At 64.8% G+C, this 13,884-nt stretch carries 11 protein-coding genes; 7 read left to right on the forward strand and 4 right to left on the reverse strand.

The window, feature by feature from the left end; translation table 11 throughout:
* The first annotated feature begins 166 nt into the window (after positions 1-166).
* From ACVDHI_RS06775 to ACVDHI_RS06785, 3 genes are read left to right on the forward strand one after another with little or no spacing between them, the layout of a single operon-like run.
* Entirely contained in the window at positions 167-1,132 is a 966-nt protein-coding gene (locus ACVDHI_RS06775) for a tripartite tricarboxylate transporter substrate binding protein (protein WP_104452983.1), read from the forward strand.
* A gap of 42 nt (positions 1,133-1,174) precedes the next feature.
* The gene (locus ACVDHI_RS06780) at positions 1,175-1,636 is read left to right on the forward strand and encodes a tripartite tricarboxylate transporter TctB family protein (RefSeq protein ID WP_039041030.1); all 462 of its coding nucleotides are present in this window, start codon (positions 1,175-1,177) and stop codon (positions 1,634-1,636) included.
* Positions 1,637-1,645: 9 nt separating this feature from the next.
* Positions 1,646-3,178, forward strand: a complete 1,533-nt coding sequence (locus ACVDHI_RS06785) for a tripartite tricarboxylate transporter permease (RefSeq protein ID WP_039041029.1) — start codon at positions 1,646-1,648, stop codon at positions 3,176-3,178.
* A gap of 61 nt (positions 3,179-3,239) precedes the next feature.
* On the opposite strand, the gene ACVDHI_RS06790 is transcribed toward ACVDHI_RS06785, so the two are convergent.
* From ACVDHI_RS06790 to ACVDHI_RS06805, 4 genes are all read right to left on the reverse strand, one after another.
* Complete coding sequence (locus ACVDHI_RS06790; protein ID WP_042016544.1) at positions 3,240-3,905, reverse strand: response regulator; 666 nt, start codon at positions 3,903-3,905, stop codon at positions 3,240-3,242.
* Positions 3,906-5,489 (reverse strand): sensor histidine kinase, encoded by a 1,584-nt coding sequence (locus tag ACVDHI_RS06795; protein WP_324063421.1) that lies wholly within the window; start codon positions 5,487-5,489, stop codon positions 3,906-3,908.
* On the reverse strand, positions 5,486-6,697 hold the full coding sequence (locus tag ACVDHI_RS06800) for an ROK family transcriptional regulator (protein WP_029314606.1): 1,212 nt from the start codon (positions 6,695-6,697) through the stop codon (positions 5,486-5,488). Before ACVDHI_RS06800 ends, ACVDHI_RS06795 begins: the two co-directional genes overlap by 4 nt.
* A 104-nt stretch (positions 6,698-6,801) precedes the next feature.
* The gene (locus ACVDHI_RS06805) at positions 6,802-8,469 is read right to left on the reverse strand and encodes a methyl-accepting chemotaxis protein (RefSeq protein WP_447211885.1); all 1,668 of its coding nucleotides are present in this window, start codon (positions 8,467-8,469) and stop codon (positions 6,802-6,804) included.
* A gap of 128 nt (positions 8,470-8,597) precedes the next feature.
* On the opposite strand from ACVDHI_RS06805, the gene ACVDHI_RS06810 reads away from it, so the two are divergent.
* From ACVDHI_RS06810 to glpC, 4 genes are all read left to right on the forward strand, one after another.
* A complete protein-coding gene (locus ACVDHI_RS06810; RefSeq protein ID WP_080768035.1) occupies positions 8,598-9,053 on the forward strand; it encodes a YchJ family protein in 456 nt (151 codons plus the stop codon).
* A 221-nt stretch (positions 9,054-9,274) separates the two neighbouring features.
* On the forward strand, positions 9,275-10,954 hold the full coding sequence (gene glpA / locus ACVDHI_RS06815; protein ID WP_447211886.1) for an anaerobic glycerol-3-phosphate dehydrogenase subunit A: 1,680 nt from the start codon (positions 9,275-9,277) through the stop codon (positions 10,952-10,954).
* Positions 10,944-12,221 carry a glycerol-3-phosphate dehydrogenase subunit GlpB gene (gene glpB / locus ACVDHI_RS06820; protein ID WP_447211887.1) on the forward strand — a complete coding sequence of 426 codons (1,278 nt, stop codon included), beginning with the start codon at positions 10,944-10,946 and terminating at the stop codon, positions 12,219-12,221. Before glpA ends, glpB begins: the two co-directional genes overlap by 11 nt.
* Positions 12,222-12,411: 190 nt before the next feature.
* Positions 12,412-13,614: an anaerobic glycerol-3-phosphate dehydrogenase subunit GlpC gene (gene glpC / locus ACVDHI_RS06825; RefSeq protein WP_447211888.1), complete on the forward strand. Its 1,203-nt coding sequence runs from the start codon at positions 12,412-12,414 to the stop codon at positions 13,612-13,614.
* Positions 13,615-13,884 lie beyond the last annotated feature (270 nt).

Raw genomic sequence — 13,884 nt, forward strand, 5'->3', positions numbered from 1 at the left:
GGACGAGGCGCTCACGGGCGCTTCGTTTCTATGCGCGCCCCCCTCTTTGGCCCATGACCAGAATGAACACAATGGTCACAACAGCCTTAATAGCCATTACGGTCAGATTGTTTTCCAGCCAGACATGATTAATTAACCTTCTTGCAACAATCACAAGGAGAGCACCATGTTGCAAGGAACCCTCAAACGCACCCTGATCGGTAGCCTGCTCGCACTGAGCGTCGGCGCCCACGCCCAGATCAACGAAGTCCACTTCCTGATCCCGGGCGGCGCCGGCGGCGGCTGGGACAACACGGCCCGTGGCACCGGCGAGGCTCTGACCAAGTCCGGCCTCATCAACACCGCTTCCTACCAGAACATCTCGGCCGGCGGCGGCGCCAAGGCCATCGCCCACCTCATCGAGACCTCGGCACAGTCCGACAAGACGCTGCTGGTCAACTCCACCCCCATCATCGTCAAGTCCCTCTCCAAGGAGCTGCCGCAATCCTTCCGGGATCTCACCCCGGTCGCCGCCATCATCGCCGACTATCAGGCGCTGGCGGTCCCCCTGGACTCCCCCTATCAGAACTGGGCCCAGTTGCTGGCCGCCTATGAAGCCAATCCCGCCAAGGTGAAGATTGCCGGCGGCTCCGCCCGCGGCAGTCTGGATCACCTGGTGGCCGCCATGACCTTCAAGAATGCGGGGGCCGATGCCGGCAAGCTGCGCTACGTGGCCTATGACGCCGGCGGCAGCGCCATGGCGGCGGTGCTGGCGGGGGAAACCCAGGTGCTCTCCACCGGCTTTGGCGAGGCGATGGAGGCGGTCAAGTCCGGCCAGATGCGGATCCTCGGCGTCACCGCCCCCGAGCGGATGCCGGACGCCAGCCAGGTGCCCACCTTCTCCGAGCAGGGCAACCCCACCGTTTTTGCGAACTGGCGCGGCTACTTCGCCTCCCCCGACGTCAGCCCCGAGCAGTCCGCCGAGTTCGCCGCTCTGCTCAAGCAGATGTACGACAAGCCGGAGTGGGAAGCGGTGCGCGCGCGCAACAGCTGGATCAACCAGTATCAGGCCGGTCCCGAGTTCACTGCCTTCCTCAACAGCCAGGAGCAGCAGATCGGCGGCCTGATGCGCGAGCTCGGCTTCATCAAATAACCCTCAGCCTGTGGCGGGCCAGGCCCGCCCATCGGAGTCATCATGCCACTGACCAAGGAAAGGTTCGGGGGGCTGCTGTTTTTGCTGCTCTCCCTCGCCTACGGCTATCACGCCACCCAGATCCCCGGCTACCCGGGGGACGAATATGAACCCTTTACCGCCAGCACCCTGCCCTATGCCCTGGCAGGTGTCGGGGTCCTGCTCTCCCTGATCCTGATCTGTTCCCCGGGAGGAGAGCGACTGGGCAAGGAGTCCGGCAACTGGCGGCTGGTGTTCGCCCTGCTGGGGCTGATGCTGGTCTATGGCCTAGCCCTTGGCTGGCTCGGCTTCCTCGTCGCCACCATCTTGTTCCTCATCGGCGGCATCCGGCTGATGGGCGAGCAGAGCCTCGCCTTCGCCTGCAAGGTGAGCATACCTTTCACCCTCATGTTCTGGGCCCTGCTGACCAAGGGGCTCAATGTCTATCTCGAGCCGGGTCGGCTGTTCACCCAGTTGCTGGGATAAGGAGAACCCATGTTAGACGGAATCCTGCAAGGGCTCGGCACCGCCATGATGCCCATCAACCTCTTCATGGTGGTGGTCGGCTGCTTCGTCGGCACCTTCATCGGCATGCTGCCGGGGCTGGGCCCGGTCACCGCCATCGCCCTGATGATCCCCATCACCTACGGGCTGGATCCGGCTTCCGGCATCATCCTGATGGCCGGGGTCTATTACGGCTCCATGTTCGGCGGCTCCACCGCCTCCATCCTGATCAACACCCCGGGCTGCTCCGCCAGCATGATCACCGCCATCGACGGCTATCCGCTGGCCTGCAAGGGGCAGGCGGGCAAGGCGCTGGCCATCGCCGCCTACGCCTCCTTCGTCGGCGGCACCCTGTCGGCCATCTTCCTGATGGTGGCGGCGCCCCTGCTCGCCAAGGTCTCCCTCGCCTTCCAGTCGGCGGACTACTTCGCCCTCATGGTGCTCGGGCTCTCCGCGGTGGCGGCTTTCGCCGGCAAGGGCCAGGTGCTCAAGGCGCTGATCATGGCGCTGTTTGGCATCATGATCTCCACCGTCGGCATCGACCGCAGCGTCGGGGTGGACAGATTCACCTTCGGTCTCCCGGACTTGCGCGATGGTTTCTCCTTCCTGCTGCTGGCCATGGCCACCTTCGCCCTGGCAGAGATCCTGATGACGGTGCTGCGCCCGGGAAAGGACACCAGCCAGGAGGAGGCGAGCAAGATGCAGCAGCTCGGCTCCCTCAAGCTGAGCCGGGACGAGGTAAAGGAGATAGCGCCCCCCATAGCCCGCTCCTCTGTGCTGGGCTTTCTCATCGGCGTGCTGCCGGGGGCCGGTGCCACCATCGCCTCCTTCATGGCCTATGGGGCCGAGCGCAACTTCGCCCGCAAGGGCAAACGGGACGAGTTTGGCAAGGGCAGTCTGACCGGCATAGCCGCGCCGGAAGCGGCTAACAACGCCGCCTCCAGCGGGGCCTTCGTGCCGCTGCTGACCCTGGGGATCCCGGGCTCCGGCACCACGGCCCTGATGCTGGGGGCCCTCATCGCCTACGGCATCCAGCCCGGCCCGCGCCTCTTCATGGAGCACCCTGACGTCTTCTGGTCGGTGATCATCTCCATGTATCTGGGCAACGTGGTGCTGCTGATCCTCAACCTGCCGCTCATTCCCTACCTGGCCAAGATCCTGCAAGTGCCGCGCCCCGTGCTCATCCCCATGGTGCTGCTGTTCTCGCTGATCGGGGTCTATCTGGTCTCCTTCAACACCATGGACATCTATGTGATGGTGCTGGTGGCCCTGGTGGCCATCGGGCTGCGCCTGCTTGACTTCCCCATGGCCCCCATGCTGCTCGGCTTCATCCTGGGAGGCATGCTGGAGGACAATCTGCGCCGGGCCCTGGTGATCAACGACGGCTCCCTGAGTTTCCTGTGGGAGCGCCCCATCACCCTGGGCTTCACCCTGGTCACCCTGGTGATGCTGCTGCTGCCGCTCTGGCAGTGGTGGCAGGCCCGTCGCACGCCGGTAGCGACCCTGCAATCCGACCCGACCTGATCCCAGCCATCACAAAAAGAGCGCCAAAAGGCGCTCTTTTTCTTGAGTTGGAACCGGCCACTCAGCGCTGACGGTAGCGCCGCTCCGGCCGCCCCACTGTGCCGTACTCCAGCTCCGGGCTCGCCAGCTGCTGACCCACCAGAAACTCCAGATAGCGGCGCGCCGTGGTGCGGCTCACCCCGACCCGGCTGCCTATCTCCTCGGCGCTGGCCCCCTCCTGATGGAGGGCCGCCAGCACCCTTTGCAGGGTGAGGGCGTCTATCCCCTTGGGCAGGCCGCCCGCCGCCACCTGTTGCAACGGGGAGCCAAGGAGCGCATCCACCGCCTGCTGATCGATGTCCGCCAGCGCCGCAAGCGCGGCGCGGCTCTGGCAATATTTGTCGAGCGTGTCGCGCAGTCGCTCGAACACCACGGGCTTCAAGATGAAATCCACCACCCCGAGGCGCATCGCCTCCTGCAGGGCCGCCGCCTCGCGGGCGGCGGTGAGCAGGATGACGTCGAGGTGAGCCCCGCGCTGGCGCAACTCCCGCAGCAGGGAGAAGCCCTCCCCGTCCGGCAGCCAGACATCCAGTAACACCAGATCGGGTTTGAGGATCTCTATCTGCTCTCTGGCATCGAACAGGGTGAGCGCCACCCCCAGCACCTCGAAACCGGCGAGGCGCTGCACGAAGCGACGGTGGATCTCGGCAATGGCCGGATCATCCTCGACGATCAGGATCTTGATCACTCATACCTCCTTGGGTATGTAACAGACGACACAACTTCCCTGCGCCGTGGCTTCGATGGTGATGGTCCCCTGCAGGGCATCCAGTGTCTTGCGCACCAGGGCCAGACCTATGCCGTGGCCGGGTTCGGCCTTGCTGCTGACCCCGCGCTCGAACAAGGTGTCCGCCAAAGCGGGATCGACGCCGCCGGCCCCGTCCTCCACCTCCAGAATGAGATCCTGGCCGAGATCGCTCAAAGAGACCCGGATCGGCTGGTAGGGGGCGCCATGGCCGCGGGTCGCCTCGAAGGCGTTGTCGATGAGGTTGCCAAGCAGGGTCACCAGCTGGGAGCCGCTGACCCGGGCGGGGATGTCGTGCAGGCGGGAATCCGGATCCACCTCCAGCACCAGTCCCAGCTCATGGGCTCTGTGGTACTTGCCAAGCAGCAGGCCCGCCACCTTGGGCTTGGCGATGGCCCCCATCAAAAAGCTCAGGAGGGTCTGCTCGGTGGCCGCCTCCCGGCCGATGAAGGCGAGCGCCTCCCGGGTGGCCCCCAGCTCGATGAGACCGGCGATGGTGCCGAGCTGGTTGTTGTGTTCGTGGGTCTGCACCCGCAGCAGATCGCTGTAGGCCTGCACCTGGGAGAGCTGGGCACTGAGCTCGGCCAACTCGTCCTTGCGCCGAAAGCTCGACACGGCGCCGATCAGCCGACCCTCCTGCACCAGAGGCAGCCGGTTGACGATGAGGGACTGACCGTTGAGCACTATCTCCTCGTCATACTGGGGCCGGGGATCCTGAATGAGGGAGAGCATGCGGCTGCCGGGCAGCAAGCGGGTGACGGGCTGGCCTATGGCGGCCTGCGCGGCCCGCTCATCGAGGCGCAGCAGCCGGATGCCGTTGGGGTTGAGGGAGGTGAGCCTGCCTTGCTCGTCTATGGTGAGTATCCCCTCGCGCACCGTGCGCAGGGTGCAGTCGAGCTCCGCATAGAGGCGGCCGATCTGCTCGGGCTCAAATCCCAGCAGGGCCCGCTTGTAGCGTTTGGCCAGCCAGGCCGCGGCGACGCTGTTGAGCAGCACGATGAGCAGTGTCATTGCGAGGCCGAAGCGCAAATAGCCCTGCAGGTCCGCCTCTATGTCCCGCACCAGATAACCGACAGAGACCACGCCGATGACCCTGCCCATCTCATCCCGGATGGGCCCCTTGCCGCGCACCGAGACCCCGAGGGACCCTTGAGCGCGGGAGATGTAGAACTCCCCCCGTAGGGCGCGTCCGGGATCGTCCCCCATCATGGGTTTGCCTATCCTGTCCGCATTGGGGTGCACCAGGCGGCGCGCCTCCTTATCGCCGATGACGATGTAGCTGGCACCGACCTCGGCCCGCATCCGCTCCACCAGGGCATTGAGGCGGGTGCTATCGGCTCGCTTCACCCCGGCGATGACGCCGGGCTCACGGGCCACCAGCCGCGCCACGTCCAGGGCCTGATCCCCCACCTCCCGGTAGCGCTGCTCGGCGACATAGTAGTAACTGGCCCCGCTCAGCAACACCAGTTGCAACAGACTGACCAGACAGAGAATGAGCAGGAAGCGTCCTTGCAACCCGAGCCTCATGCCTCCTTGTCGCCTCGCAACAAGTCGAGCAGCAGACTGCCATCGCGCAAGGCCTTGTGCACCTGCACCGAGGTGGGTTTGGTGGGATCTTCGTAAAAGTGGGTGGATTCAATCTGCAGGCGTACCAGGTACTCGGCGGGCAACTGGCTTGCCAGGGACTGGTGCAGCATGGGGAAGAGCAGTCGATCGGCCCGGGTGATCTCCCCCCCGAGCAGCAGCTTGCCCGGGTTGAGCAGGCAGATGAGGTTCGCCAGCACCCGGGAGAGGCGGCCCGCCGCCTGGTGCAGGATGTCCTGACACAGGCTGTTGCCCGCCAGCGCCAGCTCGCACAGCTCGCGGATGGTGACGCTTTCGGGCAGATCGAACTCCTGCATCCGTTCGCGCAGCTCCCGATATTGCGCCTCCAGCGCCTGATTAGTCACGAGCGTGCAGGCGCAACCGAAGCCACCGCAGTAGCAGCGCTGGCCATAAGGTTCGAGCTGCAGGTGGCTGAGATCCCCGAGCAGAGCCGACTCGCTCTCGATGAGCTGGCCATTGACCACCATGCCGACCCCGATGTCGTTGTGCACGAACACCAGCACCGCATCCGAGCAGTTCCTGGCAGCGCCCCACTCCCGCTCGGCCTGGATCCAGGTGCGCACGTCGCCGCTCACCAGCACGGGTACCGAGAAGGCCTCCTGCAGGGTGGGACCGAGGGGCCAGTTGCGCAGATCGTAATAGGGAAAATGCTTGACCATGCCGGAGTGGCGCTCCACCTGGCCGGGCAGGCAGAGGGCGATGCAGGCCAGACGCAGCGCCTTCTTGGGCAAAAAGCCCTCGATGGCCCGCACCAGGCTGGCCAGCAGCTCGGCACGCTCCGCCTCGTTGAAGACATGGCGATGGCGCGCCAGGGAGTGACCAGCTAGGTCAAACAGGGCCATGTCCACATAGCCGCGCCCCAGGCGCATGGAGAGAAACTGGAAGCGGCGCTCGTTGATGCGCAGCAGGGTCTGGCGACGGCCACGCCCCACCGAGCTCTCGCCGCAGGTGACCACCAGGCCGCCGTCCAGCAGCTCGCGGGTGATCTTGGTGATGCTGGCCGGCGACAGGCCGGTCAGACGGGACAGATCGGTACGGGACAGCTCCTTGTGCTCCTCCAGGCTGGCATAGACCAGGCCGTAGTTGAGCTGACGGATCAAATCGATACTGCCTTTCACGATCTCATTCATAGGGTTGGGGCTAACGAAAGGAACGAATGGCGCGATTTTCACACATTCTGCGCCGATCCCCAAATTTGCCGTCTGGAAATCCTGTCCAGACGGCAAAAATGTGATTAGTAACGGAAGCGGGAGACGAGTTGGCGCAATTTGTCACCCGTGCCTGCCAGGGCGCGGGTGGTGGTGCTGGACTCCCCGGACGCCTCGGTCAGCTCGCTGACGATCTGCTGGATGGCCACCAGGTTCTTGTTGATCTCCTCGGAGACCGCGTGCTGCTCCTCGGCGGCCGTGGCGATCTGGATGTTCATGTCGTTGATGGTGCCGACAGCCGCCACCATGCTGTCCAGGGAGCTGGCGATGTGGCTCGCTTCCTGCACCGTCTCCTGGCTGCGTGCCTCGCTGGCCTGCATCACTTCCACCGCCTGCTTCACCCCGCCCTGCAGGCGCTGGAGCATCTCGTTGATCTCCTTGGTGCTCTGCTGGGTACGGCCCGCGAGGGATCGCACCTCGTCCGCCACCACCGCAAAGCCGCGCCCCTGCTCGCCCGCCCGGGCCGCCTCGATGGCGGCGTTGAGAGCCAGCAGGTTGGTCTGATCGGCGATGCCGCGAATGACCTCCACCACGGAGCCTATCTTGCCGGTCTCGTGGGCGAGCTGCTCGATGACCCCGGCCGCCACATGCACTTCGTCCACCAGCCGGTTGATGCTGCCGATGGCACTGTTCACCACGCCGCGGGCCGCATCGGACTCGCGGGCCGCATCGCTGGTGGCGCTGGCTGCGTTGGAGGCGCTCGCCGCCACCTCCTGGGCGGTGGAGCTCATCTCGGTCACCGCAGTCACCACCTGATCCGTCTCCTTGCCGTGGCCCTGCATCTGCCTGTCCGCATGCTCGCTCAGGCTATGCAGCCGATCCACGGCCCCCAGCAACTGGTGACTGGTTTCCCCCACCTGGCTCACCACCGACTGGATCCGTTCGACGAAGCGGTTGAAGGCGGCGGCCAGCTGCCCCACCTCGTCCTTGCTCTGCACCTTGAGGCGCTGGGTCAGATCCCCGTCCCCGTCGGCGATGTCGTTGAGGGCTGCGACCGCATCCGCCAGCGGGCGGGTGACCCGGTTGCCGATCACCACGGTGGCCGCCAGGGTCACCCCCAGGATCACCAGGATGAACAGCACCCCGGTTTTCAGGGAGCCATACATGGTCTCCTCCCGCTCGCTGCGCAGGGTGGCCAGCTCATTGTCGATGTCGTCGATGTAGAAGCCCGTGCCCACGACCCACTGATATTTGTCGAGCACCAGGTTGAAGGAGAGCTTGGGGGCATCCCGCCCGATAGAGGGCTTGTTGGTCCAGTACTCGGAGTAGCCATCCCCCTCGCGGGCCGCCTTGACGATCTCCTGAATGAGGAAGGTACCCTTGGTATCCTTGTCCTGCCAGCGGTTCTTGCCCTCCACCTCCGGGCGGGTGGGCAGCAGCAGGGTATTGCCCTGGAAGTCGTAGACGAAGAAGTAACCGTCGCTGCCATAACGCAAGGGCCGCAGGATCTCGGTCACCCGCGCACGGGCCTCCGGGCTGTCCGGCTCCGCATAGGCCTTGTCGATGGCCGTCTTGGCCAGCATCAGATAACTGCTGAGCAGCGCCTTGCGCTCCTTGATTGCCCTCTCCCGCGCCACCACCAGATCCGATTCCAGATCGCTCCTGGCCACCAGGTAGTTGCTGAGATTGACCACCAGGGCCATCAGCAGCACGGGGATGGCCCCCAGTAACAGGATCTTCTGCTTAAGTGTCATTGTGTCACCCTTTGTGCTGTGTTCATTGCTGCATGATGTCTGCCTAAACGGCATGGGAAGCTGGCCGAAAGGGAAGTGCGTTCGCTACAATCCCGCCACCTTTAATTATCGACCAGATGAGCTGACTCATGAACCTATGTCCTTGCGGTTCCTCTCTTTTTCTTGCCAAGTGCTGCGGTGTACTCCACGCAGGCCAGCCCGCCGCCACCCCGGAGCAGCTGATGCGATCCCGCTACAGCGCCTTCGTGCTGGGATTGGGAGAATATCTGGTACACAGCTGGCACCCGGACTATCTGAACGGGTTGACCGCGGCCGACCTCTCATCGACCGACACCCGCTGGGATGGCCTCGAGATCCTCGCCAGCCAGGGCGGCCCCGATGACACCCTCGGCATGGTGGAATTCAAAGCCTGGTTCCTGGAGGGGGACGAACGTCACTGCCTCCATGAGCGCTCCCGCTTCGTGCGCCATCAGGGGCGCTGGGTCTACACCGACGGCGAGCAGGATCCGGCGCCGCTGCGGGTCGGGCGAAACGACCCCTGCCCCTGTGGCAGCGGCAAGAAGTTCAAAAAGTGCTGCGGCTGAGGTTTCCCCCACGCCGCCCTCTGGCCAGCCCCCGGGCTGGCCTTCTCCCCTCCCGTCATGCTTTCCCCTGCCCGCCTCGACGGTGACGTGAGGTTCATCACATTTCGCTCATCACCTCACACTTAATGAGCGTTTACGAACATTAATTTGGCCCATATCAAACATTTTACGTCGTGAAGGCGCCACACTGGCCTCATCTGGAAGAGATGAGACGGGCACGAATGAAAAGAATCACCACACAAGTCGTCATCATAGGGGGGGGCGCCACCGGCGCCGGCATCATGCGCGATTGCGCGCTGCGCGGCATCGACTGCATCCTACTTGAGCGGGACGACATCGCCGCCGGCACCACGGGCCGCAACCATGGCCTGCTCCACTCCGGCGCCCGCTACGCGGTGACGGATCAGGAGTCCGCCCGCGAATGCATTCAGGAGAACCGCATCCTCAAGCGGATCGCCAGCCACTGCGTCGAGGACACCGGCGGCCTCTTCATCACCCTGCCGGAAGATGACATCCATTTTCAAAATACCTTCATGGACGCCTGCACCCTGGCGGGCATCGACGCCCGCCAGCTGGATCCCGCCGAGGCGCTGCGCCTTGAACCCAACGTCAACCCGGCGCTGATCGGTGCCATCCAGGTGCCGGACGGCACGGTCGACCCCTTCCGCCTGGCTGCCGCCAACGTGCTGGACGCGAAAGAGCACGGCGCCCGCATCTTCACTCACAGCAAGGTGCTGGGGTTGCTGCGCACCCAAGACAGAGTGCACGGGGTCAAGGCCATCAACACCCGCACTGGCGAAGCGTTCGAGGTGGAGTGCCAGGAGGTGATCAACGCCGCCGGCATCTGGGGCCAACAGATCTGCGAGTACGCCGATCTCGGCATCCGCATGTTCCCCGCCAAGGGTTCCCTGCTCATCATGGATTACCGCATCAACCAGCTGGTGCTCAACCGCTGCCGCAAACCGGCGGACGCGGACATTCTGGTGCCGGGCGATACCATCTCCCTCATCGGCACCACGTCGAGTCGCATCGATTACCACAAGATTGACCAGCTCACCGTCGAGCCCGAGGAGGTGGAGGTGCTGCTGCGCGAGGGGATAAAACTGGCCCCCATCATGGCCCGCACCCGTCTTCTGCGGGCCTACGCTGGCGTGCGCCCCCTGGTGGCGGTGGATGGCGACGAGTCCGGCCGCAACATCAGCCGCGGCATCGTGCTGCTGGATCACAGCGATCGTGACGGCCTCCAGGGGTTCAACACCATCACAGGCGGCAAGCTGATGACCTACCGGCTGATGGCCGAATGGGCCACCGATCTGCTGGCCAAGAAGCTTGGCAACAGCAAGCCCTGCCGCACCGCCGAGCTGAGCCTGCCCGGCTCGCGGGATCCGGAGAAGGTCTCCGCCCCCGGCCTCTCGGTGCCCGCCGAAGGCTCGGCCCAGTACCGCCACGGCGAGCGGGTCATCGCCTTTTTCCGCGACAATCCCAAGGCCAACGCCCTCATCTGCGAGTGCGAGATGGTGACCGCGGGCGAGATTGAATATGCCCTGCGGGAGCTCGACGTGGACAACCTGGTGGACTTGCGCCGCCGCACCCGCCTGGGTATGGGCCCCTGTCAGGGGGAGCTGTGCGCCTATCGCGCCGCCGGCCTGATGCAGGAGTATGGCAAGGCGGACGGTCGTCAGGCCTGCGTCATGCTGCGCCAGTTCCTGGAGGAGCGCTACAAGGGCACTCGGCCCGTGCTCTGGGGCGATGCCCTGCGCGAAGCCGAATTTACCTACTGGATCTACGAGGGGCTGTTCGGCCTTGGCGAGTGGACGGCCCCCCACCTGGTGAGCGAGCCCCCCTTCCCGCAGGACGCCAGCACCACAAATTCCACCAAGGAGCGCAGCCATGAAATTTGACAGTATCGTGATCGGCGGCGGCATGGCGGGCCTCTCGGCGGCCCTGCGCCTGGCCGAGGCGGGCCAGAAGACCCTGCTGATGGCCTCCGGCCAGAGCGCCCTGCACTTCTCCTCCGGCTCGGTGGATCTGCTGGAGAGCGACGGGGATCCCCGCGCCGCCCTGCCCGCCTTCATGGCGGCCCATCCGGATCACCCTTACAGCAAGGTGGGGATGCAGAATATCGAGGGGAGTCTGGCCGACCTGCAACGCCACTGCGCAGAAGAGGGGCTACCCTTGATGCGCCAGGAGCACAACCACCAGCGCCTGACCCCCATCGGCACCCTGAAATCCACCTGGCTCTCTCCCGACACTTGTGCCTGCGTGACTGATGCCCCCGCTCCCGACGCCATCCTGCTCGCCACCCTGGAAGGGTTTCGCGATTTTCACCCGGCGCTCGCGGCGGCGAATCTCGCGACCCACGCCCGCTTTGCCCATAGCCGCATCCTGACCGGGGAAATTCGCCTGCCCCAGCTGGCCGAGTTCAGCCGCAATCCCCACGAGTTTCGCTCCGCCGACATCGCCCGCCTGTTCGACAAGCAGGGGCCTGGCCAGCAGGACCTGCTGGCGGATCTGGCCCGCGAGATCAGCCGCATGGTGCAGGGATGCGGCGTGCCCGGCTGTCGCCATATCGTGCTGCCCGCCTGCCTGTCGCTGGGGCTGGTCGGCCCGCGCCTGAGCGAGCTGGAACGGCGCACCGGCTGCACCATCAAGGAGGTGGCCACCATGCCGCCGTCCCTCATCGGCATGCGGATGCAGGAGGCCCTCAAGCGCCGCTTCATGGCCCTTGGCGGCACCTTCCTCACCAGCGAGCGGGTGCTGGGCGCCCGCTATGACGGCGACAAGGTGATCGGGGTGCACAGCCAGCACGGGGAGGATCAGCTGTTCGAGGCGGACCACTTCGTGCTCGCCTCCGGCAGCTTCTTCAGCCGCGGACTGGAGTCGCGCCTCGGGGGCATTCGTGAACCCATCTTCGATGCCGACGTACTGAGCCTTGCCGAGCGCGACGCCTGGGCCGGCCGCCGCCTGTTCGACCACCACCCCTTCATGGGCTTCGGGGTCAAGACCGACGAGCGGCTGCGGGTGCTGCGCGGCGGCAGGCCCCTCGCCAACCTCTACGGCGCCGGCAGCGTGCTGGCGCACTATGACCCCATTAAAGAAGGTTCCGGCTCCGGCGTGGCCGTTGCCACCGGCTGGCAAGCCGCTGGCCATATTCTGGCGGAGGGCTGAGATGAATCACATATTTCCACTCCAACGACACAGCGTGCTGGCCCACGACGATGCCCAATTCAAGGAGGGCTCTGGCTCAGGTGTCGCGATCGCCACCGGCTGGCAGGCTGCCGGTCACATTTTGAGTTCAGCCCAATGATGATTTTGTCCCATATCCCGTGCCTTCAACCCCAACGGGAGGAGAACTGACATGCTACTGGATCATGCCAACCAGACTTTCGATCAGTGCATCAAATGCACCGTCTGTACCGCCTACTGCCCGGTGGCCAAGGCCAACCCGGCCTACCCCGGCCCCAAGCAGGCGGGCCCGGATGGGGAACGGCTGCGCATCAAGAGCCCCGAGCTCTTTGACAGCGCCCTCAAATACTGCACCAACTGCAAGCGCTGCGAAGTGGCTTGCCCGAGCGGGGTGCGCATCGGCGACATTATTGCCAAGGCCAAGCACCAGTACAGCGGCTTCAAACCGGGGATCCGCGAGTTCGTGCTCTCCCACACGGATCTGATGGGCAGCATGTCCACCCTGATGGCCCCGGTAGTCAACTTCACCACCGGCCTCAAACCGATGAAGCAGGTGCTGGACAAGGCGCTGGGGGTCTCCTCCCACCGGGACTTGCCCAAATATTCACAAGGCACCTTCCGCGGCTGGTACAAGAAGCAGAAAACGACTCAGGCCCGCTTTGCGCGCCAGATCGCCTACTTCCACGGCTGTTATGTGAACTACAACCACCCGCAGCTTGGCAAGGAGCTGGTGCAGGTGCTCAACGCCATGAACATCGGTGTCCAGCTGCTTGCGCGGGAGAAGTGCTGCGGCGTGCCGCTGATTGCCAACGGCTTCATGGACAAGGCCAGGCAGCAGGCGGCTTTCAACATCCAGCAGCTGGAGAACACCCTGCTCGGCAACGAGATGCCGCTCTTGGCCACCTCCTCCACCTGCGGCTTCACCCTGCGGGAGGAATATCCCCACCTGCTGGAGCAGGACAACCACAAGGTGCGGGATCGCATCTCCCTGGTGACCCGCTTCCTGTGGAACGAGTTCGATCGGGGCAACAAACCGGCCATGAAGCCCCTCAATCTGCACATCGCCTACCACACCCCCTGTCACCTGGAGAAGATGGGGGGGGTCATCTATACCCTCGAACTGCTGCGGGCCATCCCCGGCGTCAAGGTAACGGTGCTGGACTCCCAGTGCTGCGGCATCGCCGGCACCTACGGTTTCAAGTCGGAGAACTACGACACCAGCCAGGCCATCGGTCAGGGGCTGTTCGATCAGATAAACCGGCTCAAACCCGATCTGGTCATCACCGACTGCGAGACCTGCAAGTGGCAGATCGAGATGAGCACGGCGTTTCGCTGCGAACACCCGGTGCACCTGCTGGCACGGGCGCTGGCCTGACCGCCATCCCCCCGGTCCGCCCATCATCACGGGCACCGGCTTGGAGGCGACACGCCCCGGTCAATGCCTGCGCCCCCTCTGGCCGGCATTGACCGGGATCGGCGCGGCAAGGCCCTGACGCCGCCCGGGCAGCCCGATGGGAGGCCCGGGCGGCGAATTCCTTTGGTTGTTTGAACCACCCACACAGTGAAAAGCAGCAACAACACCCACTCTGTTAAAAACCACCTCCCATTACCACCACCAGGAAATATCAAGCCAGCATATTCAGCC

The sequence above is a fragment of the Aeromonas sp. 25-248 genome, from assembly GCF_053005425.1.